This window comes from Burkholderia sp. CpTa8-5 (assembly GCF_017815045.1).
In the GTDB taxonomy this organism is placed as follows: Bacteria; Pseudomonadota; Gammaproteobacteria; order Burkholderiales; family Burkholderiaceae; genus Burkholderia; species Burkholderia sola.
The window spans coordinates 1-24182 of record NZ_JAGIQD010000042.1; the positions used below are offsets into that span (position 1 = coordinate 1).

Consider the following 24182-nt stretch of genomic DNA (forward strand, 5'->3'; position numbering starts at 1 on the left):
GTCAAGCGCGACGCGAAGCGCGGGCTGGCGTCGCTGTGCATCGGCGGCGGGATGGGCGTCGCGCTCGCGGTCGAGCGCGTCTGAGCAGCGGCTGACGATACGGTCCGCTCGCGGCGCGAATCGGCGTCGCGGGCGAGCCAGGCGGTTTTCGCGCAACACAGGCAGTCAACAACACGCGCGAGGTACCGGTGCGTGCCGCGCCCGCGACGCGGGCGGACGCGCATCGAAGCGGTGGGGCGGCAGCGTGTGCGAGGCCGCCGCCCCGCCTTTCATCGATTACTTTTTTGTCGGTAATTCATAGTATGACTAAGCGAATCGCAGTTGTGACAGGTGGGATGGGCGGCCTCGGCGAGGCGGTCAGCATCCGGTTGAACGACGCGGGTCACCGGGTAGTCGTCACGTATTCGCCGAACAACGCCGGCGCGGACCGCTGGCTGACCGAGATGCATGCGGCCGGCCGGGCATTCCATGCGTACCCGGTGGACGTGGCCGATCACGACTCGTGCCAGCAATGCATCGAGAAGATCGTGCAGGACGTCGGCCCGGTCGACATTCTCGTGAACAACGCGGGCATCACGCGCGACATGACGCTGCGCAAGCTCGACAAGGTCAACTGGGACGCGGTGATCCGCACGAACCTCGATTCCGTCTTCAACATGACGAAGCCGGTCTGCGACGGCATGGTCGAGCGCGGCTGGGGCCGCATCGTCAACATCTCGTCGGTGAACGGCTCGAAGGGCTCGGTCGGCCAGACCAACTACGCGGCCGCGAAAGCCGGCATGCACGGCTTCACGAAATCGCTCGCGCTCGAGGTCGCGCGCAAGGGCGTGACGGTGAACACGGTGTCGCCGGGCTACCTGGCGACGAAGATGGTCACTGCGATCCCGCAGGACATCCTCGACACGAAGATCCTCCCGCAGATCCCGGCGGGCCGGCTCGGCAAGCCCGAGGAAGTTGCGGCGCTGGTCGCTTACCTGTGCTCGGAGGAGGCCGGCTTCGTGACGGGCTCCAACATCGCGATCAACGGCGGTCAGCACATGCAGTGACGTGCGGCGGCCCGCACGGCGTTCGCGTCCGTGCGGGCCGCGTTCCCCCTATCCCGCGCCGGAGCGGCGGAAGGCGCGCCGCTTCGGCCTCGCATTCCGGAGAACGCATGGGCGACACCTGGATCGGACTGGTGATCGGCGGCTCGGCGCTGGCCATCGCGCTGACGATGGCGATCTCGCTCTACTGGCTCGAGCGGCGCCGCGCGCGGCTGCTGCGGAACTTCGATCATCGCGATTGCCGGTTCGTCGCGTACGGCAAGTGTTTCGCGCGCAGGCCGGAAAGGTCGCTGCGCCGCATGCGCCGGGCGCGCTGACGGCAAAGCCGGTCGCGTCGCAAGCGGTGAACGATAGTCGAGCGGTCGATGAGCGGTCTCGTCCCGCGCGCATGCCGTCGGTAGCGCGCGGGATGCGCGATCAGTCGTTCCTTTCGCCCTTTCCAGCCGACTCGCCCGCGTCGTTCTTGTGGAAGATTCGCTTCGTCGTGCGCTTGGTGGCTTCCCAGCCTTCGCGCGACGCATGGGCGACCCCGTGCCCGACCGCCTTCGCGGCGCTTGCGGTCGCGTGGCCGAAGCTGCGTGCGGCCTCGCCGGTCTTGTGCGCGGCTTCCTTCGAATCGCGCTTGATGTCCTGCTTCACTTCCGACATGTCCGCGTGTGCGAGCGGGCTGAGCAGCGCCAGAACGAGCGCTGCGCCAATGAACTGACGAACTTTCACGACCGGTTTCCTTGAGGTAAGCCTCGTCATCGAGGATTCGTGTTGCCGGCAGGCGCCGGTTGAAGCGCGCCGGCGGCCGATGCGTCGAGCATCACCGCCGCGCGGCCGGACAGCAGCACGCGCTCGCCGCAGCGCAGCGCGAAGCCGTACAGCACCGAGCGGCCGTCGCCGCTGACGCGTTGCGCGTCGACGGTGAGCGGCGCTTCGAACGTGTCGAGCCGGTCGACGAACGCGTCGACGTTGCGCACGCTCGCGAGATAGCCGACGCGCGGACGCGCTTCGTGCGCGCCGAGCAGCACGCCGTGCACGGCCATCGCCTGCGCCGCATATTCGATGCCGCAAACCGACGCGAGCCGCCCGTGCGCGCGCAGCGGGTTGTGCGGATCGCGGTGGCTCGTCGCGGTGCAGCGGATTCGTTCGGCATCCCATGCATCGACCGAATCGAGCACGCACATCGCGCCGGCATGTGGAATGTGCGCGGCAATCCACGCATGGTCGAGCGGCGGGGGCAATCCGACCGGTGCGGTCATCGCGCGCGCTCCGCACAGGATTCGGAGATCGCGACGTCGACTTGCACGCGCGTATCGTCCAGGTAGTCGAGCACGACGCGCGTCGAGCTCCGCGCGGCGAGCGCATCGAGCAGCGGCAGCACGCGGGCGGCCGGATTGCCGGCGCGCAGCGCGTCGAGTCCGGCATGCGCGAGCGTCGTCGCGGGCGCATCGGTGAGCTGCACGTCGATGCGGGCGAGCGCGCGTTCGCTCGCTTCCGGCGCGAACACGAGCGCGACGCCGAATGCGTCGCCGATCGGCCGCACCGTGCGCAGCGGTTCCGGATAATCGGTGTCGTACGCGATCAGCAGGCTCGGCACGCGATCGACGACGACCTGGCACAGGCTGTCGAGCAGGCCGGCGGCAAAGCTGCCGTCGTGCGCGCACAGCACGTTCGACGTCGCCGTCGCGCGGGTCGCGATGCTCCAGTAGCCGGCCGGCGCGTTGTGCACCGAATTGTGGAAGCGGGTCGGCGACAGCTGGCGATCGTCGCCGGCCAGCGTTTCGCAGATCGCGTGGCAGTTCTGGCCGTCGCCGCCGGACGCGCTGAACACGGTCGCGAGCGTCGCGGCGTCGCGGCCGCTCGCGGCCACCGCTTCGTGGCCGACCGCGAGCGCGGTGCGCACGACCGGGCCCGTGCGGCGCCGTTCGGCGGACGGCAGCCCGGCCGGCGGCGGCAGCTCGGTGCGGGCAGGCACGTAGGGCGCGCGGCCCGCGAGCACGTCGGCCGCGTGCGGCCAGTCGTTCAATCCCGGCCCGACGAGGCCGATGCTTTCGATGAAGGCGGTGAGCGTCATGGCGGGCCTCAACGGCGAGCGCGACCGGCCGCATGCTGGGTGCGACCGAAGATCAGGCTGCAATTCGTGCCGCCGAAGCCGAACGAATTGGAGAGGACGGCGCGCACGCGCGTGTCGCAGCTCGCGAGCACGTAATCGGCTGCGAGCGCCGGGTCGGGCTGCGTCGTGTTGACGCCGGCCGGCACGAACTGCTCGCGCAGCGCGAGCGCCGCGACGATCGCCTCCAGCGCGCCGGCCGCGCCGAGCGTGTGGCCGGTCGCGCCCTTCGTCGAACTGCACGGCGTGCGGGCGAACAGCGCGCCGAGCGCGCGGCTTTCCGCCGCATCGTTGCTCGGCGTCGCGGTGCCGTGCAGGTTCACGTAGTCGATGTCGTGCGCGCCGAGGCTGGCGGAAGCGAGCGCCTGCTCGATCGCCGCGCGCGCGCCGAGCCCTTCCGGATGCGGCGACGACATGTGGTGCGCGTCGCTCGATTCGCCGATGCCGAGCAGCAGGATCGCGTCGCCGTCGAGCGCGGCGGGCGCGGCAGGGACACGTTCGACGAGCGCGAACGCGGCGGCTTCGCCGATCGAGATGCCGTTGCGCGCGATGTCGAACGGCCGGCACGGCTCGCGCGACAGCAGTTCGAGCGAGTTGAAGCCGTACAGCGTGGTCAGGCACAGCGAATCGACGCCGCCGACGACGGCCGCGTCGATCAGCCCGGCCTCGATCATGCGGCGCGCGGAGCCGAACACCTTCGCACCCGACGAGCACGCAGACGAGATCGCCATCGCCGGTCCGCGCAGCGCGAAATACGCGCGCACGAACGCGGCCGGCGAATACGGGTTGTGCGTGTGCGCGTAGCGGAAATCGGCCGGCAGCGCGCCGCCCGCCGGGTCGCGGCGCTGATACGCGCGTTCGGTTTCGAGGATGCCGGCCGTGCTCGTGCCGACGAACACGCCGACGCGTGCGGCGCCGTAGCGTGCGACCGCCGCCGCGACGCGCGCGTCGAAGCCGTCCTGCGTCAGGCCGAGTTGCGCGAGGCGGTTGTTGCGGCATTCGAAGTCGGCGAGATCGGCGCGCACGGGCTGCTCATCGACGCCGTCCACCGCGCCGATCCACGTGTCGAGATCCGCACGCTCGAAATTGCAGGGCACGAGCCCGCCGCGGGCGTCGCGCAACGCATCGAGGGTCGCGTCGAGGCCGCGGCCGATGCAGCTGGTGGCGGTGAAGTGCGAGAGCAGGAGAGGGTTCACGAGGGTCGCATCCGGTGGCCGGAACGGGCGCTGCAGCAGGGCTGGCACGCGCCGTTCGAGGTCAGATTTTATCAAACGGGGGGGCCGGGACGCCCGGCTGGCCGGGTGGTTCGGGCGCCAGCGCCGCGCGCAGCGTGGTCCAGTGCAGCTGCGCGTCGGCGGCTGCGCGCAGCACCGCGGGCAGCACGTCGAGCACGACCGGTTCGCCGCGCGCATCGCGCGCCGCGTGACCATCGTGCACGAGCAGGATGTCGCGCGCGTCGAGCCCGTGCAGCAGGCGGCGCGTGACGATCGACGCGTCGTGCGCCCGCGTGTCGAAGCCGCGCCGCGTCCAGCTCGCCAGTTGCAGGCCGAATTCGCACAGCACCGGTTCGAGAAACGGATTGCGCAGGCCGGCCGGCGCGCGGAAGAACAGCGGGCGCGTGCCGGCGAGGTCGGTCAGCGTCTGCTGCGCGGCCGCGATCTCGCGGCGCAGCGCGGCCGGCCCCGACAGCGAGAACGTATGGCGGTGCCGCTGGCTGTGGTTCTCGACCGCATGGCCGCGCGCGACGATCGCCTCGATCCAGTGAGGATGGCGGCGCGCGAGATCGCCGATGCAGAAGAACGTCGCACGCGCGTCGTAACGGTCGAGCAGGTCGAGCACGCGCGGCGTGACGTCCGGATCCGGGCCGTCGTCGATCGTCAGCGCGATGCGGCGGCCCGCGCCGGCCGGCAGGCGTGTCCAGTTCGGGCCGAGCAGCGTGCTGCGCGGCCACAGGCCGGCCGCGGTCAGCGCGAGATGCGACGCGACCACGCCGCCGGCGGCCCACGGCCACGTGGCCGGTTGCGCGATCGCGGCAGCGGCCGCGCCCGCGTGCAATGCGGCGGCGCCCGCGATCAGCGGCGTGGGTTTCCAGCGCCGTGCGTCGCCGGCATCGCGCGGCGGAATGAAAGGCGGCACGTTCATGCGCGGCCTCCTCGTTCACGATTGACGAGCGCCGCCGTGCCCGCTGCGCGCGGCGCGAGAATCGCCGCGAACGCGAGCGCGAGCATCGCGCCGGGGCCGACGGTCAGCCCGAAGGTTTCGAGCAGCGGCACGCGCGACAGCGCGAGCAGCCCGAAGCCGGCGACCGTCGCGAGGTTCGCGATCAGCAGCGACACGAGCGTGTACGGCGTGACGGGCTGCGCGTCGTCGCGCCGGCAGAAGAACAGCGCGTAATTCGAGCCGACCGCGACGATCAGCAGCATCCCGACGAGGTGCAGGATCGTCAGTGGCACGCCGGCGAGCGCGAAGCCGGCCGTCACGACCAGCACGGCCGCGACGAGCGGGGCGAGTGCGCGGGCGGCGCGGCGCGGCGAGCGCAGCGCGATCAGCAGCAGCATGGCGATCGCGGCGAATCCTGCGAGCGACAGCCGGATGTCCTCGTGCACGTAGCTCACGTACAGGCGATCGGCTTCGGCCTTCATGTCGACGAATAGCGCGTCGGGCACGCCCGCGCGCGCGACGGCGGCGCGAATCGGCGCGGCGTCGAGGCCCGACGTGGGCTGCTTCGCGCGCGTGGCGTCCGGCGCCCGCAGCGGCAGCATCGCGTTCCAGCGACCGTCGCGCTCGGTCAGCAGGGCATCGACGGCGAGCGCCATCGACGTGCCGCGCAGGTTCGCGCGCGTGAGCAGCGGCGCGTGGCGCGCGGCATCGACGTCGGCGAGGAACGGCGCGAACAGGTCGGGCTTCACCGCGATCGGCTGGTGCGCGACGGCGGAGCGCATCCGTGCGGCGAGCGCGTCCGCATCGGGCAGGCTCGCCTGGCGCGCGCGCTGCGCGACATCGCTCGGCAGGTAGCGTGCGGGGTTTTCGAAACCGCCGAGCGCGCCCCGGTCGACGAGCGGCTGCAACTGCGCGGCGACTTTTTCCGCACCTTCGAGCGCGGCCTGTTCGGTCGGCGCGGCGATCACGACGAGGTAGCGCACGTCGGGCGCGCCGACATCGGCGCGCAGCCGCGCGTCGAGCGCCTGCGCCGGCGCGGGCACCGGGCTGAGCGCGGCGAGCTCGCGGCTCCACAGGCCGTCGCGATGCAGCGCGAGCGTCGCGCACGCGGCGACCACGAGCACCGCGAGCGGCCAGCGCAGCCGCGGCGCGGCGCCGGCCGCGCGCGCGAGCACGGCGCCGACGCGCGAGACGTCGCGGATCGCGACACGCTCGCCGCGCAGGTGCGGCAGTACGAAGCGCGTGACGAGCGCGGCGGCCGTCAGCCCGACGATCGAATAGAGCCCGAGTTGCACGAGGCCCGGGAAGCCGGAGAACAGCATCGACGCGAAGCCGCACACGGACGTCAGCACGCCGAGCCGGATCGTCGGCCAGTACGCGGCGACCCATGCGCGCGTCGCGTCGGCCGGGCGCGCGGCGCCGCGCGTGCCGGCCCGCGCCGATTGCACGAACAGGTAGATCGAATAGTCGACGGCTTCGCCGAGCAGCGTCGTCCCGAACCCGAGCGTCAGCCCGTGGACGGTGCCGAACGCGACGCCGACCGCCGCGATCCCGGCCGCGACGCCGGTCAGCACCGGCAGCAGGCCGAGCGCGAGCGTGCGCGGCGAACGGTACAGCGTGAGCAGCAGCGCGACGATCAGCACGACGCTCGCCGCCGACAACCGTTCGACGTCGTGCCGGATCGTGTCGCGCGTGTCGACCGAGAACACGCCGGGGCCCGTCATCGCGAGCGTCGCGGCGTGCGCGTTCGGCACGGCCTGCGTCGCGGCCGCGAACGCGCGGCGCACGGCGTCGATCGCGCGGGCCTGCGCGTCGGTATCGGAGCCGGCGGCGGCCGTCTGCACGACCAGCACCGCGCGTGTGCCGTCGCGCGACGCCCACACGCCGTCGCGGCTCGCCGGTTCGGCCGCGCTGTCGAGCCCGTCGACGAGCGCGGCGACTTCGCCGGTCGGGTCGCGCGGCAGCATCGCCTTCGCGACGAGGCCGGCCGACGAACCCAGCAGATCGAGGCTGTCGCCGAGCGCCTGGTGCAGGCCGTCGGCGCTGAAGCGCTGCGGCGTGACGGCCGGGCTCAGCAGATAGCGATGGTCGAAGATGAATTGCCGGTCGCGCGCGTCGTTCGCGGCTTCGCCGTTGTGCACGGCCGCGAACTGCGGATCGGTGCGCAGCGTGCCGGCCACGCGCCGCGACAGCGCGGCGCGCGTGCGCGCGTCGCCGCCGTCGATCGCGACGAGGATCAGGCGCGACACGATGCCGTCGCGCAACTGGTCGACGAGCACGCGTTGCCCGGCGCTCGGCGCATTCGGCAGGAACGCGGACAGGTCGGCCGTGAAGTGCGCGCGCCCGATCGCGATGCCGCACGCGACGAGCGCGAGCAGCCATACGAGCACCGCGCGCTGCCGCCATGCGGGCACGCGGCGGGCGATGGGGGACGGGCGCGTACGATCGTCCATCAGTTCGCGTCCGCCGCGACGGGTTGCAGGCGCATCACCGAACGATCGCCGTCGGCCTGCCGGATCGCGACGCTGCGCAACACGTCGCGCGTGCCGTCGAGCGTGATCGTGCTGACGACCTTCAGCATCCGCGAATCGAGCGGCGTGAGCGTCAGCGTCCAGTCGTCGCCGCGTCCGGACAGCGCGACCTTGTACACCTGTTCGAGCGCGAAGCGGTTGCCGGCCAGCGTCGCGCGGATGCTGTCGATGAACGCGCCGAGTTCCGGATAGCGCGCGAGCGCAAGCGTGTACTTGCGGTTGTTGCGTTCGACGGTGAGCATGTCGCCGTCGACGACGAGGTGTTCGGGCTTCGGGCTCACCGTGTGCTTTTCCAGATGGTCGGGTGCGACGAACATCAGTTCACCCGACGATTCGATCGGCTGCGCGGCGATCGACAGGGTCTTCGTCTCGGTGAAGGTCGCGCGGCCCGACTTGTGCTGCGCGAGCATCGACATCAGCCGGTCGAGGGTCCACGCCGAGCCGGCATCGGCTGCGTGTGCGGGCATGGCCAGCACGATCGCGGTGGCCGTGGCGGCGAGCACGCGCGCCACGCGGACGATGCGGTGCGACGAGAACGGGAACGGGAACGGGAACGGGCGGCGGCGAACGGCGGTCATGCGTCGGAATCCCTCGTGGCGGGCAGGTCGGCGCCGGCGTGCACCGTCTCGCGGCGCGCAGCCGCGGCATCGCCGCCCTTCCAGAAATCGAAATAGTTGAACCAGTTGTACGGCGCCGCGCGGCAGTACTTGTCGAGCAGCGCGACGTAGCGCGCGAGCGCCGCATCGACCGCCGCCGCGCGCGTATCGCGCCGCACGTCGGAGAAATCGGCGAGCGTTTCGAAGTGCACATCGTAGCGGTTGCCGTCGCGATAGAGGCCCGTCATGAAGATCACCGGGCGCTTCAGCATCGCGGCCATGTAAAGCGGCCCGAGCGGAAACGCGGCCGGTGCGCCGAGCAGCGTCACGCGCCGCAGCGACGCGGCCGCGTCGTCGAGCAGCGTGCGATCGGCGAGCATGCCGACCATGCAGTTCGCGTCGAGGCGCTCGCGCACCTTCAGCATCGAGTCGACCTGCCCGAGCGGAATCACCTCCGGCTGCGCGGCCGGATTCACCGCGGCGAGCGTCGCATTGATCTTGCGCGCGTTCTGCTCGTACATCGTGACGACCACGCGCAGGTCCGGACGCGTGCGGCCGATCGCGCGCACGACCTCGAAGCTGCCGAGGTGCGCGCCCATCAGGAACGCGCCGCGCCCATCCGCGAGCGCGGCGTCGACGAGCGTTTCGCCGTGCAGCCGGATGTCGAACAGGTCGAAGCGCCCGTTCATCAGGTAGACGCGATCGTGAATCGTCGCCGCGAACGTGAACACGTGCCGGTACACGTCGCGCCAGCGCGCGGGGCGGCCGAGCACGCGGCGCAGGTAGTCGCGCGACGCCGCGCACGCGGCCGGAGAGAACAGCACGAAATACGTCGCGATCAGGTGCAGCACGATGCGCGCGCGCTGTCGGCCGAAGCGCAGCGAGATCCACGTCATCGCGCGCAGCAGGCTCGCATTGCTGCGCTCCTGGCGCTCGGCCCATGCGGTGCGCTTCATCGCTGCGCGCCGTCCTGCGCGGCCGACGGTGCGGACAGCACGCCGGTCGCGATCTCGCGCGACCCGGCGCGCACCGTGAAGCGGATCGCGCCGCTGGCCGCGGCGTCGTACGCGAGCGCGAGCGGTTCGCCGGGCGCGACCGGGCTCAGGAATTTCGCGGACCCGAGCCGCCACGTGTGCAGCGGACGGTTCAGCGCCGCACCGATCGTATGGATCGCGTGATCGAGCAGCACGACGCCCGGCACGACCGGATGGCCGGGGAAGTGGCCGGGCAGCGCGGGATGGTCGGCGGCAATCGTGAACGCGAGCGCGGGTGGGCCGGCCGGGTCGTGCTCGGCCGGCGGCGCGGCCGTCGCGCGTGCATGCTGCGCGACGAGCGCGGCCAGCACGTCGCGCGGCAGCTTGCCCGTTTCGTTGCGCGGCAGCGCATCGACGAACACGAGCGGGCGCGGCATGAACGCGGGATCGATCCGCTCGCGCAGCGCGCGCTGCAGATCGGCGGGCGCGAGCGTCGGCGCGACGACGAGCGCGACGAGCCGCGTGACGGGTTCGAGCGCCGCGTCCCCGTGCACCGGCGCCGCTTCGTCGGGCATGAAGAACACGCCGTCGACCACTTGCGGGATCGCGTTGAGCTGATGGTTCAGGTACGCGAGCGACGTGCGCTTGCCGGCGATGTTGACGAGATCGGCCTTGCGGCCGTGCAGCAGGAACCGGCCATCGCCGAGCAGTTCGAGCGCATCGCCCATCGGCACCGGCGCCTCGACGTGGCCGCCCGATACCCACACGGTCGGCCCGCTGTCGTCGCCGCCCGGTGCGTCGCGCGCGTCGAGCCGGATGTCCGGGAACAGTTCCCACGCCGCGCCTTGCGACGTGCGACGGGTCGCGATCTGGCCGGTCTCGGTGCTGCCGTAGATCTCGACGAGCGGCGCGCCGAGCGCGGCCTCGGCCTCGCACGCGAGCTTTTCCGACAGCGGCGCGGTGGCCGACAGCACGAGCGCCGCGCGCGGCAGCGCATGGCCGGTCGACAGCAGCGCACGCAGGTGGATCGGCGACGTGACGAGCACGCGCGGCTGCGGGATCGCGTCGAGTTCGTCGCGAATGTCGCTCGGGTAGAACGGCTGGCGGTTGCTGAGCGCGAGGCCGCCGAGCAGCGCGAGCAGCACCGTCGACTCGAAGCCGTACATGTGCTGCGCGGGCACCGTGCCGATCAGCGTGGCCGCGCGGCCGTCGAGCAGGCCGAGGCGATCGGCCGCCGCGCGCACGCAGCCGACCAGGAAGCCCCAGGTCTTGCGGTGCGGCACCGGCTCGCCGGTCGAGCCGGACGTGAACACATAGGCCATGATCCGCGCCCCATCGATCTGCGGGACGGCGAACGGCGCGTCGCTCGCCGGTTCGCCGGGCGCGGCATCGGGATACGCGAAGCGCGGCAGATCGATCGTGCAATCGGGCGCGTCGTGCAGGCAGAACGCGTCGGGTGCGAACGACGCGAGCTGGCGAACCATTTCCGGCGTGTGCGTCGACGGCAGCAGGCTGATCCTGCCGGCGACGAGCGCCGCGCACAGGCTGACCGCGAAGCGATAGCGGTCGCGGCACACGTTGAACACGTGGCCGCCGGCGGGCAGCGCGGCGGCCACGCGCGCGACGTCGGCGACGAACGCGCGCACGGTGACGGGCGCGCCGTCGCGCCAGGCGATCGTCTGGTCCGGCGAGGAATGGAATACCAGCGGGTGAGTCGGCATAAATCGGTCTAGACGGAAACGAAGGCCGGCGCGGCCGCGGGGCCGCGCCGGTCATGAATTCATCGCGAGCCCTGCGATGCGTGGGTCGACGCGCGATACGCGCGCACCGCGTCGACCATCCGCGGCCGCGGCTCGTGCGGCAGCGCGAAACGCCGGCACGCATGCTCGGCCGCGAACATCACGGCGACGAGCGGCAGCGACAGATAGTTCGCGAAGGTCGACCACGTGACGATCGACGCGGTCGCGAACAGCAGTGTCGACACGGCGGCGGTCGCGACGAAGAACAGCGTCCACGCGAGCGTGATCCGCCGCGTGTAGCGCGCGACGGCCGGCGTGACCGTGCCGTGGATCATCGCCGCGAAGCGCGTGCACAGCGGCACCTCGCCGGCCACGAGGGTGCGGCCGAACAGCAGCGCCATCGCGACGTTGAAGCTCGCGTGCTCCAGATACAGGCCCCATTCGAAGTGCCGCGCGAGCGGCGCGCGCGCGGCCCACAGCGCGGCGGCAACCAGCAGCCAGGCCGGCACGAACCACGCGCGCCGTGGCGAGCGCAGCGCCGCGCCCAGCGCGAGCAGCAGCGGCGGCACGAGCGCCATCGCGAGACCGAAGCCGTGCGCGCCGGGTGTCGCGCTCGCGTAGTGCGCGCCGGCCTGGTAGGCGGCCACGGCGCCGACTGCGGCGACACCGCGCACGACGGCCAGCAGCCGGCTCATCGGCGGCCTCCGGGCGCGCGGCGCGCGCGGCGGTCGGCGGCCGGGCTGCAGCGACTGACGGGCGGGCGAACCGGAACGGCGCGCAAGGGCGGATGCGGCATGACTGGAAACATCGGGCGGATCGTGGGCGGACGCGGGGCGGGCCGTCAAACATCATATGAATGGTGGCCGGGACGCGGGTCCGGGCCGCTGGTCGGGCACGCTCATTTTAGGGCCGCTGCCGCGCGGGTTCGGGGCGGCGGCGACCGGGTTTTGTAACGGATTGTATGGCACCGGACGAACGATTTCGCGGGGTCGGTCCATTTCCATCCAAAGCGGCTCAAGCGTCTCGTGCGTTCGCGCCCGAAACGGGCCGCGGCGATGGCTCGCCAGTCTTGTAACCATTCGCGGTATACGACCCGATACCCTTCCTCTAGAATCCGCGTAACTTTTACAAACGATCCCCAACGACGCAGGCGGGGAAGCCGGCAGACGCCGGAGGGACGGAGATTTCGCACGCGCCGGGCGTGCCCGACGGTTGCCGTTTCCGTGCACCTCCCGCTGCCATGGGCCGCCTGCACGCACCCATGATGAACGCACTGGAACAAGAGCTCGCCACGCTGATCATCGGCGAATTGAATCTCGACGACGTCCCGCTCGACACAGTGACGGCCGACATGCCGCTGTATGGCGAAGGTTTCGGGCTCGACTCCATCGACATCCTGGAAATCGCGCTGCTGATTTCGAAGAAATACGGCTTCGAACTGCGCTCGGACAATCCGGACAACCAAAAGATCTTTGCGACGCTCGGTGCGCTGGCGGCCTACGTCGCCGCGCGTCGCACGAAGTGACGACGGCGCTCGACGGACGACGCGGCCGCGTCGATCGAGGTGACAACGCGATGAACGGAGCCATTCGATGCGGGCGCTCGTGACGGGCGGCAGCGGCGCACTCGGGCAGGCAATCTGCACGGCGCTCGCGCAGGCCGGCCATGAAGTGTGGGTGCAGGCGAACCGCCATCTCGCGCAGGCGGAGGCCGTCGCGCAGCAGATCGTCGCGGCCGGCGGCGCCGCGCACGCGATCGCGTTCGACGTGACCGATGCCGATGCGACGCTCGCCGCGCTGCAGCCGTTCATCGACGATGCGCCGGTGCAGATCCTCGTCAACAACGCGGGCATTCACGACGACGCGCCGATGGCCGGCATGTCGCGCCGGCAATGGCACAGCGTGATCGACGTGACGCTCAACGGCTTTTTCAACGTCACGCAGCCGCTGCTGCTGCCGATGATCCGTACGCGGCGCGGCCGGATCGTCAACATCGCGTCGGTGGCCGGCGTGACCGGCAATCGCGGGCAGGCCAACTACGCGGCCGCGAAGGCGGGGCTGATCGGCGCGACGAAGTCGCTGTCGCTGGAGCTCGCGTCGCGCGGCATTACCGTGAACGCGGTGGCGCCCGGCATCATCGCGTCGCCGATGGCCGAGCACGCGTTTCCCGCCGAACGCATCAAGCAGCTCGTGCCCGCGCAGCGCGCGGGCCGGCCCGACGAAGTCGCGGCGATGGTCGCGTACCTGGTGTCCGACGCCGCGGCCTATGTGACGGGGCAGGTGTTGTCGGTCAACGGCGGGCTCGCGTGACGAAGCGCGCCGCGTTGGCCTGACGTAACGCAACGCGGTGCAGTGCCGCGTGGTCGCGCGGCCTGCGCCGCATAGTGAGGAAATCGAAGTGTCCGTGCATCCAGCCCACGCCGAACGGCGCCCAAGTTCGCCGTTGCCCGTCGCCCCGGCGTTCGCGCACGTCGGCGGCCGCGCACTGCGGCTCGTCCAGATGAGCGATGCGCGGCTCGTCGCGCTGCTGCACGACGCGCGCAGCCGGGGCGACGGACTCGATCGCGTGTTTCCCGGCGCGCTGGGTGCGGTGTGCATCGGCGCACCGGGCACGCAGCACGCGTCGCGCGCGCAGGCGCTGGCGCGGATGCTGACCGATGCCGCGCCCGACCTGCCGGTCGCACCGGTGCAGATGACGCTGCTCGGTGCCGAAGCCGCACCGGGCGATGCCGTCTGCGAACTGTGGCAATGCGATGCGCACGACCTGCGCAGCGAACGACGCGGTGCGCTGCACTACCGCTACAGCGAAACGGCGGGGCTCGTGTTCGGCAGCCTCGTCGTGCACGAGACGGACGCGGCGTACGACGCGCCGCACGACGGCGGCACGCCGCTCGAACGCGCGACATTCGACGCGTACCGCGCGCTGTTCGACCTGCTCGATACGCTCGGCACGCCGCATCCGCTGCGGATCTGGAACACCGTGCCGGCGATCAACGCGGTGCAGCGCGGGATCGAGCGCTATCGTCAGTTCAATATCGGTCGTCAGCGTGCGTTCGATGCGTGCCGACGCGCGCTCACGGGCAGCGTGCCGGCCGCGTGCGCGCTCGGTTCGGTCATGCCGGTCGCGGGCGAAGCATCGCCGGCCGCGCCGCTCGCGATTCATTTCCTCGCGAGCCGCACGTCGGCCGATTCCATCGAGAATCCGCGTCAGGTCAGCGCGTATCACTATCCGGCGCAGTACGGCCCGCGTGCGCCGACGTTCGCGCGCGCGGCCGCGTGGGCCGCCGACCATGCGGCGCCGGTGCTGTTCGTCTCGGGCACCGCGAGCATCGTCGGGCACCGTACCGTGCATCGCGGCGACGTCGTCGCGCAGACGCGCGAGACGGTCGCGAATCTCGCGGCCGTGCTCGAGCAGGCCGCGCGGCAGGGGCACGGCCCGTTCTCGCTCGCCGACCTGAACTATCGCGTCTACGTGCGCGACGCCGGCGACACCGCGGCGCTGGCCGCGATCGATCGCGTGCTGCGCGACACGGCCGGTCCTCACGTTCGGCCGCTGTTCGTGCATGCGGACGTGTGTCGCGACGACCTGCTGGTCGAGATCGAGGCCAGCGCCGGTCATGCGATGGAGTGGCTGTCATGAAGCGCGAGCGCCTCGCGATCGGGCAGCCGGCCGGGCCTGCGGCCGGCGTCGACGACGCGTGCCGGCGTTCGTCGGCAAGTCATACACTTTTGTCAGGCTCCCCGTCTTCCCCATCGGCTGTTCCCATGTCCAAGCTGCACGCGTCGTCCACCCATCTCGTCCTGATTCCGAGCTACAACCCGGGCGCCAAGGTCGACGCGACCGTGCGCAATGCCCGCGCGCAATGGAATCCGGTGTGGGTCGTCGTCGACGGCAGCACCGACGGCAGCGCCGAACGGCTGCAGGCGATGGCCGGGCGCGATCCCGGCCTGCGCGTGATCGTGCTGCCGGAGAATCGCGGCAAGGGCGCCGCGGTGCTCGCGGGGCTCGACGCGGCGGCCGCGAGCGGCTTCACGCACGTGCTGACGATGGATTCCGACGGCCAGCATCCGGCCGACCTGATTCCCGCGTTCATGGCGGCGTCGCAGGCCGCTCCCGACGCGATGGTGCTCGGCGTGCCGAAGTTCGACGCCAGCGCGCCGCAGTTGCGCGTGCAGGGGCGCCGGCTGTCGAACGCGTGGGCCGACCTCGAGACGCTGTGGGCCGGGATCGGCGATTCGCTGTACGGCTTCCGCGTGTATCCGGTCGCCCCGCTGGCGGCGATCATGCGGCGCCAGCCGTGGATGCGCGGCTTCGACTTCGATCCCGAAGCGGCCGTGCGGCTGTGCTGGGCCGGCGTGCGCCCGATCCTCATCGACGCGCCGGTGCGCTATTTCGGCCGCCACGAAGGCGGCGTGTCGCATTTTCACTACGGCCGTGACAACGCGCTGCTTGCGTGGATGCACCTGCGCCTGTTCGCCGGCTTCGCGATGCGGCTGCCGATGCTGGTCGCGCGCCGCCTGACGCGGCGCCGCGACCGGACGGCCTGAGCGAAGGCCGGTCCGCTTTCGTTGCCGGCCGCCGCGCCGGGCGCGGCGATTGCCATGCTTTTCGTCGTCAATCCGGGGCCAGATCGCCGCGTCATGTCAATCTGCTGAGTAATGAGCGTGTCATCCGATGTAAACAACTGGTAATTTTCTGCCGGATTATGCAAAATCGCCGCTCCCAAATACAACTATCGAGGGATTCCGGGATGCAACTCAAGAAAGCGGTGGCGGCGTGTGGCGTGGCGTTTCTGTTGAGCGCGTGCGGCGGGGTGCAGAGCCTTGACGCGAACAGCCTGACGTCGGCGGGGACCAACCTGTACAAGGCGGCGACGCTGTCGGACAGCGACATCGCCGCGCTGTCGAACGAGTCGTGCAAGTCGAGCGACGCCGAATCGAAGATCGCCGCGCCGAACAGCGCGTACGCGAAGCGCCTGACGAAGGTGATGAAGGGCTTCGGCGACATGACGCTGAACGGCCAGAAGATCAACTACAAGGTCTACATGACCAAGGACGTCAACGCGTGGGCGATGGGCAACGGTTGCGTGCGCGTGTACAGCGGCCTGATGGACATGATGAACGACGACGAGCTGCGCGGCGTGATCGGCCATGAAATGGGCCACGTCGCACTCGGTCACTCGAAGAAGGCGATGCAGACGGCGTACGCGGTGAGCGCGGCGCGCACCGCGGCCGGCGCGGCATCGCCGGGCGTGGCGGCGCTGACGAGTTCGCAACTCGGCGACATCACCGAGAAGTTCATCAACGCGCAGTTCTCGCAGACGCAGGAAAGCGCGGCCGACGACTACTCGTTCGACCTGATGAAGCAGAAGAGCATGAACCAGAAGGGTCTCGTCACCGCGTTCCAGAAGCTCGCGCAACTGGACGGCGGCAAGAGCTCGATGATGAGCTCGCACCCGTCGTCGTCGAGCCGTGCGCAGCACATCCAGGATCGCATCGCGAAGGGCAGCTGATCGCACGACGAATCGCCGGCCGTCCGCGCCGGCGATCGGCAAGCGACATGAAAAACCCCACGCCCGTTGTTCGGGCGTGGGGTTTTGTCTTTCGGGCCTGCCTGCGCGCCGCTTACGGCACCATCCCCGGCAGCACGTACGCCTGCACGAGCGTGATCAGCCCGACGATCACCGCGAACAGCAGGCTGTGCCGCACCGTGAAGCGGAACAGCTCCGATTCCTTGCCGACGAGGCCCGTCGCCGCGCACGCGACCGCGATCGATTGCGGCGAGATCATCTTCGCGGTCACGCCGCCCGTCGTGTTCGCGGCGACCGCGAGCGTTTCGGGCACGCCGAGCTGATGCGCGGTGGCCTGCTGCAGCGAGCAGAACAGCGCGTTCGACGACGTGTCCGAGCCGGTCAGGAACACGCCGAGCCAGCCGAGGAACGGCGAGAAGAACGGGAACGCGCCGCCGGTCGCGGCCAGCATCAGCGCGAGCGTCGACGACATCCCCGAGTAGTTCGCGACGAACGCGAACGCGAGCACGAGGCCGATCGACAGGATCGGGCGCGTCAGTTCCTTCAGCGTCTCGCCGAACGTGACGAGCGCGTCGCGCGGCTTCATCCGCAACAGCGCCATCGAGATCAGCGCGGTCACGAGGATCGCGCTGCCGACCGCCGACACGAGATCGAGCTTCAGCACCGCGTCGAGCGCCTTCGGCGTCGCGGCGATCGGCGCGGTCTTCACGACGAGCTGGTCGAGCCCGGCCACGTGAAACTTCAGCACGGTCGACGCGAGCGCGCCGTGCGCGGCGAACAGCGCCTTGAACGGCGCGATGCTCCACACGGTGACGACGGCCGTCAGGATCAGGAACGGCGACCACGCGCGCACGGTTTGCGCGAGCGTGTACGGCGACGCCTGGCGGCTCGTGCCCGCTCCGTTGCCGCCCGCGCCGAATCCGGCGAGCGCCGCGCCGCCGCCGGACGCGACGATGCCGCCGGCCGTCTGCTTCGCGCTGCTCGGCTGCCAGACCTTCAGGAACGCGGCGAGCGACACGAGGCTGACGAGCGACGACGTGATGTCCGGCAGCTCGGGCCCGATGTGGTTCGACGTGAAGTACTGCGTGACCGCGAAGCTGCCGCCCGCGACGAGTGCGGCCGGCCACGTCTGCCGTACGCCGCGCAGCCCGTCCATCATGAACACGAGCCAGAACGGCACCGCGAGCGACAGCAGCGGCAGCTGACGGCCGGCCATCGCGCCGATGTGGAACGCGTCGATGCCCGTCACCTGCCCGGCGACGATGATCGGAATGCCCATCGCGCCGAACGCGACCGGCGCGGTGTTTGCAATCAGACACAGTCCGGCCGCATGCAGCGGCTTGAAGCCGAGGCCGACCAGCAGCGCGGCCGTGATCGCGACGGGCGCGCCGAAGCCGGCCGCGCCTTCGAGAAACGCACCGAACGAGAAGCCGATCAGCAGCATCTGCAGCCGCTGGTCGTCGGTGATCGACAGCACCGACGCGCGGATGACGTCGAACTGGCCGGTCTTCACGACGATCTTGTACAGGAACACCGCCGCGACGATGATCCACGCGATCGGCCACAGGCCGTACGCGAAGCCGAAGCCGGCCGCCGCGAGCGCCTGCGGCACGGGCATGCCGTACGCGACGATCGCGACGCCGAGCGCCAGCAGCAGCGTGATCGCGGCCGCGACGTGGCCCTTCATCCGCAACGCGGCGAGCGCGACGAAAAAGAAGATGATCGGAATCGCGGCGACGAGTGCCGACAGCCCGAGGCTGCCGAGCGGGGTGTAGATCTGGTGCCAAACCTGCATGGTTGTCTCCTCCATGGATTTATCGGGGTACGGGTTTGAAAGCGGATGCGCTATTCGGGCTGGCCGCGGGCGCGCAGCAGGTCGGACAGGCTGCGCGGCGCCGGTTCGAGTGGCGTGCGGTGCTGCGTCCAGCCCAGTTGTTTCGCGGGCGTGAGCGCCCGCAGGCGCGTCGCGGCCCAGCGGAACGCGCGGTACGCGCGCGGATGCGCGAACGCCCCCGACCAGAAGCGCCACACGAGTTCTTCCGTGCGGTGGTAGTTCGCGCCCTGGCCGCGCAACGGATGCGCGACCGGTTCGTCGGGCTTGCGGTTCGCTTCGGTGCGCAGCCGCACGAGCAATTGCGGGATCGGGATGCGCACCGGGCACACCTCGCCGCATGCGCCGCACAGCGTCGATGCGGTCGGCAGGTCGGCCGTCGCGTCGAGGCCGAGCAGGTGTGGCGAGATGATCTTGCCGATCGGGCCCGGGTAGGTCGTGCCGTATGCGTGGCCGCCGATGCGCGTATAGACGGGGCAGTGATTCATGCACGCGCCGCAGCGGATGCATTGCAGCGTCGCGCGCAACTGTTCGTCCGCGTACGCTTGCGTGCGGCCGTTGTCGAGCAGCACGAGATGCAGCTCGCGCGGGCCGTCGCGTTCGCCGTCGCGGCGCGGGCCCGAGATCAGGTTGAAGTAGGTCGTGATCGCCTGGCCGGTGGCCGAGCGCGTGAGCAGGCTCGACAGCGGCACGATGTGCTCGAGTTTCTCGACGACCTTCTCGATCCCCATGATCGCCACGTGCGTGTCGGGCACCGTCGTCGACAGGCGGCCGTTGCCTTCGTTCTCGACGAGCCACAGCGTGCCCGTGTCGGCCGCCGCGAAATTGACGCCGGACAGGCCGATGTCCGCTTCCGCGAACGCGCGGCGCAGCGCGCGCCGGCCGGTCTGGATCAGCTCGTCGACGTCTTCCGTGTAGCGCGCGCCGGGGAGGTGCGCCTCGAACAGTTCGGCGATGTCGCCGCGGGTCTTGTGGATCGCCGGCATCACGATGTGCGACGGCTTCTCGCCCGCGAGCTGCACGATGAATTCGCCCATGTCGGATTCGATGCAGTCGACCCCGTGCTCCGCGAGGTAGTGATTCAGCTCGATTTCCTCGCTCGCCATCGACTTGCCCTTGATCACGCGGCGCGCCTTCTTCGCCTGCGCGATGCCGAGCACGATCGCGTTCGCATCGGCGGCCGTCTCGGCCCAGTGCACGTGCACGCCGGCTGCGGCGAGCTTCGTCTCCAGCCGTTCGAGCAGCGCGGGCAGTTGCGCGAGCGCGTGCTGCCGGACGGCTTCGCCGAGATCGCGCAGCTGCTGCAGCTCGGTGTCGTCGGGGAATTGCGTCGCGCGCTTGCCCTGCAGGAAGTCCATCGCGCCGCGAAAGCTCCGGCGCAGTGCCGGATCGTCGAGCGCGGCGCGCGCACGGGTCTTGAAGTCGCCGGGGGCGACGAATTGCAGCGGGTGGTCGCTCATCGCGGCAGGTCCTCGCAAGCGGGGGCGGCCGGCGGCGCGGCCGAATCGGTGACGATCACGACCCACAGGCGGCGCGGGCCGTGCGCGCCATAGGCGAGCGTCTGCTGGATGTCGGACGTCTTCGACGGGCCCGATACCAGCACGAGGTTGGTCGGCATGCCGGCTGGCCAGCGCTCCGCGTGCACGGCGGCGTGCAGGTCCGCATGCAGTGTGTTCGCATGGACGAGCGCGACGTGCAGCGGCGGCACCAGCGACACAGTGCGCGGCGTGCCGGCATCGGGCGCGAGCACCAGGGTGCCGGTGGCCGCGATGCCCGAGCGTGCGACGGTGAAGCCCGCGTCGATCGTGTCGAACAGTTCGGTTTTCCACGCGTCGATCGGCCGGTCGAACGGCACGGGCGCGACCGTCTCGGGCAGCGCGCGGGCGAGCGCCGCGGATTCGGCGCGGGCCGCGTCGAGCAGCAGGCGGCGCACGCCGGCGTCGGCCAGACGTGCGGCGAGCTGCGCGGGCCATGCGTCGGCGGTTGCGCACCAGACTTCGGCGTGCGACGCGGCAAGTGCCGTCTGCATCGCCCGCACGCGTGCATCGGCGGCGGGGCCGGCCGATGCACGGCGCGTGTCGTAATGCGCGTCGATGCGTGCATCGAGCGCCGGCGCGGCGTTCGTCGCGACGCCCGGTGCGGCGGCGCGCAGCCGCGCGAGGATCGCGTCGCGCGCGCTCATTTCGATGCTCCGCGCAGCGAGCCGGCGCCAGCCGTGCGGCGCCACAGGAAGCTCGCGAGATGTTCGACGGGCAGCGCCGCGCCGGCCTTGGCCGCGGCGTGGCCGATGTTCAGCAGGCAGCCGCAGTCGGCCGACACGAGCCGGTCGCAGCCGGTCGCGCACGCCGACGCGACCTTGTCGCGCACCATCGCGCCGGAGATGTCCGGATGCTTCAGCGAGAACGTGCCGCCGAAGCCGCAGCATTCGGATTCGCGTTCGTGTTCGATGCGCGTCACGCCCGGCAGCGCGTCGACGAGCGCGACGCCGTGCACGCGCGTGCCCATCTCGCGCCGTGCCGCGCACGACGTGTGCAGCACGACGCGTTCGTCGGGTCCGGCGTCGGCCATGACCGCGTCGAGCTGCACGTCGAGCACATGAATGAGGAATTCGGCGAGTTCGTAGGTCCGCTCCGCGATCGCGCGTGCTTTCGGGCCGTGAACGGGATCGTCGGCGAACAGCGCCGGCCAGTGGTGCCGGATCATGCCCGCGCACGAGCCGGACGGCACGATCACCGGCCAGGGTTGGGCGAACAGGTCGAGCTGCGCGGCCGCGACGCGGCGCGCCTCGTCGGGATTGCCGCTGCTGTAGGCCGGCTGCCCGCAACAGCTCTGGCCGCGCGGATAGTGGACCGTCAGGCCCTCGCGTTCCAGCAGGCGGACCGCGTCGAGCCCCGCTTCGGGGACGAACAGGTCGACCAGGCAGGTCGCGAACAGATAGACGTGCGCGGGGGCGGTGGGGTACGGCCGTGGGTTCATGTCTCGCTCCAGAGGCGACGACCCGGCGTGCGGAGCGTCGATTTCGCTGCATAATTCCCCCGTCCGCGCCGCAGCTCAAATTGGTTGGGCCAATCGGGGCGGTATGCATTCCGCGGGGAGACGCGACGATGGCGGCGATGACGGCACGGGGCCGGACCGAAGTGGTGATGCGCAAGATCGAGACGGCACTGCTCGACGGCACGTGGCCGGCCGGCGCGCGGCTGCCGGCCGAGCGCGTGCTCGCGCAGCAGTACGGCGTCGCGCGCAATACGGTGCGCGAGGCGACCCAGCGGCTCGTCGCGCGCGGGCTGCTGCAGAGCCGGCGCGGCGCGGGCGTCTACGTGACCGACCAGTTGCGCGCCGGCATCGCGTCGCCGTGGGGCCAACTGGTCGCCGATCATCCGGCGCTGCGCGACGACATCCTCGAATTCCGCCGCGTGCTGGAAGGCGCGACCGCCTATTTCGCCGCGCTGCGCGCCGATGCGAACGACCGGCGCCGGATTCGCGCGCTGCTGCGCGAGCTCGAAACCGCGCACGCGAACGACGATGCGGCCGTCGAAGCCGCGACCGATGCGAAGCTGCACGAGGCGATCGCGCTCGCGTCGCACAACACGATGTTCCTGCACCTGCATACGAGCGTGATCGGAATGTTGCGCGAGCACATTTCGATCAACGTGGCCGGGATGACGACGGAGGACGAGCAGGCATCCGAGTTGCTGTTGTTGCAGCACCGGGTGGTGTGCGACGCGATTTGCGCGCACCGCCCCGAAGAGGCGCGCACCGCGATGCAGACGCATATCGACTACGTGCGCAGCCATTTCGAGCGCAGCGGCGATGCGTCATGAGATTGGTCGGACCAGCGGCTGCGATGGCCTGCGGGGCCGGCCCAATTGACCGGTTCGTCGGGCGCCCACTAGAATCGATCGCAACCCCTTGTCAGCCGCGCGCCGCGGCGATGACGTGCCCATTGATCCGACTGTCGAGGAAGCTTTCGTGCTCACGTCCCTGATCCGGCGCGCACCGGCCACGCCGTCGTGGCGCGCCGCATGCCGCCAGGCCCGCGCGCTGATCGTCTGCGCGCTGCTGCCGCTCGCCGCGTGCGCGACGCATCCGCCCGCCACCTCGCTCGATCGCCCCGTCTCGCACGCGTTGCCGGCCGATACCGCGACACCGTTGCACGCTGCGCTGGCCGCGCCGGAAGCCGCGCATCCGGGGCAGTCCGGCTTCCGGCTGCTGGCCGACGGCGCCACCGCGTTGCAGATGCGCATCGCGCTCGCGCGGGCGGCGACGAAGACGCTCGACATGCAGTACTACATCGCGACCGAGGATACGACCGGCAAGCTGCTGCTCGGCGCGGCGCTGTACGCGGCCGATCGCGGCGTGCGCGTGCGGATGCTGGTCGACGACCTGAACTTCGACGATATCGACCGCGTGATGGCTGCGCTCAATACGCACCAGAACATCGAGATCCGCGTGTTCAACCCGTTCGGCGCATCGCAGCGCGGCGTGGTCGAGCGCACGACCAACTTCTTCACGCGGATCGACAGCTTCACGCGCCGGATGCACAACAAGGCGATGATCGCGGACAACCAGCTCGCGATCGTCGGCGGCCGCAATCTCGGCGACGAATACTTCAGTGCGAGCCCGACGCTCCAGTTCCGCGATCTCGACGTGCTGGCGGCCGGCCCCGTGACCCACGACATCTCGAAGAGCTTCGACGAATACTGGGCGAGCGCGAGCAGCTATCCGTTGCGGGTGCTCAATCATCAGAAGTTCGATCCGAAGGATCTCGACGCGATGCGCGACGAGTTGCGCGACCACTGGCGCAAGAATGCCGATCCGTACAACGCGAAGCCGCTGAACGCGACGCCGCTCGCACGGCAGATCGCACGCGACGAACTCGAACTCGTGTGGGCGCCGGCCGAATTCAAGGTCGATGCGCCGACCAAGGTCGCGCGGCCGACCGGCACCTACGTGAGCCCGCCGATGCAGCGCCTGGCGGAGCTGACGCGCGGCGCGCAGAAGGAATTCCTCGCGTTTTCGCCGTACTTCGTGCCGCACGACGCCGGCGTGAAGATCCTCGGCGATACGGCCGCGCGCGGCGTGCGCGTCGCGATCGTCACGAATTCGCTCGCGGCGACCGATGCGGTCGCGGTGCAGGCCGGCTATGCGCCGTACCGCGTGCCGCTGCTGCAGCGCGGCGTCGAGCTGTACGAATTCAAGTCGCAGCCCGACCAGCAGCCCGCGCGGCTGTTCGGGTCGCGCTCGCGTGCGAGCCTGCATGCGAAGGCGTACGTGATCGACCGGCAAATCCTCGTGATCGGCTCGCTGAACCTCGACCCGCGTTCCGCGTACCTGAACACCGAGCTCGCGCTCGTGATCCACAGCCCGGTGCTCGCGCAGCAGGCCGAGGCGATCTTCGCGCGCGTGACGCAGCCGGACGAAAGCTACCGCGTCACGCTCGCGAAGCGGACCGACGGCAGCCCGCCCGCGCTCGAATGGACGGGCACCGACGGCGGTCAGACCACCACCTATCACGTCGACCCGCATGCCGGGCTGCTGCGCAACGTGATGACGGGCATCTTCACGCTGTTGCCGGTCGACGACCAGTTGTAAGGGCGGGAACGGCTCCGGCAAAACCCGCGATACCGGTGCGCGGGGAAAGATGATATGGTTGTGCGCGCAACGATATGGGTATCGTGAA

23 protein-coding genes are annotated in these 24182 nt (G+C 70.7%); 9 read left to right on the forward strand and 14 right to left on the reverse strand.

From position 1 onward, the window contains the following. Positions 1-302 precede the first annotated feature (302 nt). Both phbB and J8I35_RS32460 read left to right on the forward strand, forming a co-directional pair. On the forward strand, positions 303-1046 hold the full coding sequence (gene phbB / locus J8I35_RS32455) for an acetoacetyl-CoA reductase (RefSeq protein ID WP_063278326.1): 744 nt from the start codon (positions 303-305) through the stop codon (positions 1044-1046). Between the two features lie 107 nt (positions 1047-1153). Beyond that, positions 1154-1360: a hypothetical protein gene (locus J8I35_RS32460; protein WP_050016713.1), complete on the forward strand. Its 207-nt coding sequence runs from the start codon at positions 1154-1156 to the stop codon at positions 1358-1360. A gap of 100 nt (positions 1361-1460) precedes the next feature. On the opposite strand, the gene J8I35_RS32465 is transcribed toward J8I35_RS32460, so the two are convergent. The 10 genes from J8I35_RS32465 to J8I35_RS32510 form a co-directional block, all read right to left on the reverse strand. Then, entirely contained in the window at positions 1461-1790 is a 330-nt protein-coding gene (locus J8I35_RS32465) for a hypothetical protein (protein ID WP_050016711.1), read from the reverse strand. Continuing rightward, a complete protein-coding gene (locus J8I35_RS32470) occupies positions 1787-2290 on the reverse strand; it encodes a hotdog family protein (RefSeq protein ID WP_050016710.1) in 504 nt (167 codons plus the stop codon). The genes J8I35_RS32465 and J8I35_RS32470 overlap by 4 nt, the downstream gene beginning before the upstream one ends. Continuing rightward, positions 2287-3105 (reverse strand): beta-ketoacyl synthase chain length factor, encoded by an 819-nt coding sequence (locus J8I35_RS32475; protein WP_209929097.1) that lies wholly within the window; start codon positions 3103-3105, stop codon positions 2287-2289. The genes J8I35_RS32470 and J8I35_RS32475 overlap by 4 nt, the downstream gene beginning before the upstream one ends. Before the next feature lie 8 nt (positions 3106-3113). Further along, positions 3114-4337 (reverse strand): beta-ketoacyl-[acyl-carrier-protein] synthase family protein, encoded by a 1224-nt coding sequence (locus tag J8I35_RS32480; protein WP_209929103.1) that lies wholly within the window; start codon positions 4335-4337, stop codon positions 3114-3116. Between the two features lie 61 nt (positions 4338-4398). Next, positions 4399-5283, reverse strand: a complete 885-nt coding sequence (locus tag J8I35_RS32485; RefSeq protein ID WP_209929104.1) for a polysaccharide deacetylase family protein — start codon at positions 5281-5283, stop codon at positions 4399-4401. Continuing rightward, positions 5280-7754 (reverse strand): MMPL family transporter, encoded by a 2475-nt coding sequence (locus J8I35_RS32490; RefSeq protein ID WP_209929108.1) that lies wholly within the window; start codon positions 7752-7754, stop codon positions 5280-5282. The genes J8I35_RS32485 and J8I35_RS32490 overlap by 4 nt, the downstream gene beginning before the upstream one ends. Beyond that, a complete protein-coding gene (locus tag J8I35_RS32495) occupies positions 7754-8410 on the reverse strand; it encodes a LolA-related protein (RefSeq protein ID WP_209929110.1) in 657 nt (218 codons plus the stop codon). The genes J8I35_RS32490 and J8I35_RS32495 overlap by 1 nt, the downstream gene beginning before the upstream one ends. Then, entirely contained in the window at positions 8407-9384 is a 978-nt protein-coding gene (locus tag J8I35_RS32500) for an acyl-CoA synthetase (RefSeq protein ID WP_209929111.1), read from the reverse strand. Before J8I35_RS32500 ends, J8I35_RS32495 begins: the two co-directional genes overlap by 4 nt. Then, a complete protein-coding gene (locus tag J8I35_RS32505; RefSeq protein ID WP_209929113.1) occupies positions 9381-11123 on the reverse strand; it encodes an acyl-CoA synthetase family protein in 1743 nt (580 codons plus the stop codon). Before J8I35_RS32505 ends, J8I35_RS32500 begins: the two co-directional genes overlap by 4 nt. Positions 11124-11182: 59 nt before the next feature. Further along, positions 11183-11836, reverse strand: coding sequence for a hypothetical protein (locus J8I35_RS32510; protein ID WP_209929115.1), 654 nt, complete (start codon positions 11834-11836; stop codon positions 11183-11185). A 545-nt stretch (positions 11837-12381) separates the two neighbouring features. Between J8I35_RS32510 and J8I35_RS32515 the strand changes: the two genes are divergently transcribed. The 5 genes from J8I35_RS32515 (at position 12382) to J8I35_RS32535 (ending at position 16653) form a co-directional block, all read left to right on the forward strand. Further along, entirely contained in the window at positions 12382-12666 is a 285-nt protein-coding gene (locus J8I35_RS32515; RefSeq protein ID WP_124631937.1) for a phosphopantetheine-binding protein, read from the forward strand. A 67-nt stretch (positions 12667-12733) separates the two neighbouring features. Then, positions 12734-13450: a 3-oxoacyl-ACP reductase FabG gene (fabG, locus tag J8I35_RS32520; RefSeq protein WP_050016689.1), complete on the forward strand. Its 717-nt coding sequence runs from the start codon at positions 12734-12736 to the stop codon at positions 13448-13450. Positions 13451-13487: 37 nt separating this feature from the next. Beyond that, entirely contained in the window at positions 13488-14780 is a 1293-nt protein-coding gene (locus tag J8I35_RS32525) for an endoribonuclease L-PSP (protein ID WP_209929122.1), read from the forward strand. A gap of 125 nt (positions 14781-14905) precedes the next feature. Next, positions 14906-15688 (forward strand): glycosyltransferase family 2 protein, encoded by a 783-nt coding sequence (locus J8I35_RS32530; RefSeq protein WP_209929126.1) that lies wholly within the window; start codon positions 14906-14908, stop codon positions 15686-15688. A 203-nt stretch (positions 15689-15891) separates the two neighbouring features. Next, positions 15892-16653, forward strand: coding sequence for a M48 family metalloprotease (locus tag J8I35_RS32535; protein ID WP_050016683.1), 762 nt, complete (start codon positions 15892-15894; stop codon positions 16651-16653). Positions 16654-16765: 112 nt separating this feature from the next. Here J8I35_RS32535 and J8I35_RS32540 read toward each other — a convergent pair whose 3' ends face one another. From J8I35_RS32540 to J8I35_RS32555, 4 genes are read right to left on the reverse strand one after another with little or no spacing between them, the layout of a single operon-like run. After that, complete coding sequence (locus tag J8I35_RS32540; protein ID WP_050016681.1) at positions 16766-18466, reverse strand: lactate permease LctP family transporter; 1701 nt, start codon at positions 18464-18466, stop codon at positions 16766-16768. Positions 18467-18516: 50 nt separating this feature from the next. Then, positions 18517-19962: a LutB/LldF family L-lactate oxidation iron-sulfur protein gene (locus J8I35_RS32545; RefSeq protein ID WP_050016679.1), complete on the reverse strand. Its 1446-nt coding sequence runs from the start codon at positions 19960-19962 to the stop codon at positions 18517-18519. Continuing rightward, a complete protein-coding gene (locus tag J8I35_RS32550; protein ID WP_050016721.1) occupies positions 19959-20684 on the reverse strand; it encodes an LUD domain-containing protein in 726 nt (241 codons plus the stop codon). The genes J8I35_RS32545 and J8I35_RS32550 overlap by 4 nt, the downstream gene beginning before the upstream one ends. Beyond that, on the reverse strand, positions 20681-21478 hold the full coding sequence (locus J8I35_RS32555) for a (Fe-S)-binding protein (RefSeq protein WP_050016677.1): 798 nt from the start codon (positions 21476-21478) through the stop codon (positions 20681-20683). Before J8I35_RS32555 ends, J8I35_RS32550 begins: the two co-directional genes overlap by 4 nt. A gap of 128 nt (positions 21479-21606) precedes the next feature. Between J8I35_RS32555 and J8I35_RS32560 the strand changes: the two genes are divergently transcribed. Beyond that, positions 21607-22323, forward strand: coding sequence for a FadR/GntR family transcriptional regulator (locus J8I35_RS32560; protein ID WP_050016675.1), 717 nt, complete (start codon positions 21607-21609; stop codon positions 22321-22323). A 148-nt stretch (positions 22324-22471) separates the two neighbouring features. Then, positions 22472-24094: a phospholipase D family protein gene (locus J8I35_RS32565; protein ID WP_209929128.1), complete on the forward strand. Its 1623-nt coding sequence runs from the start codon at positions 22472-22474 to the stop codon at positions 24092-24094. Positions 24095-24182 lie beyond the last annotated feature (88 nt).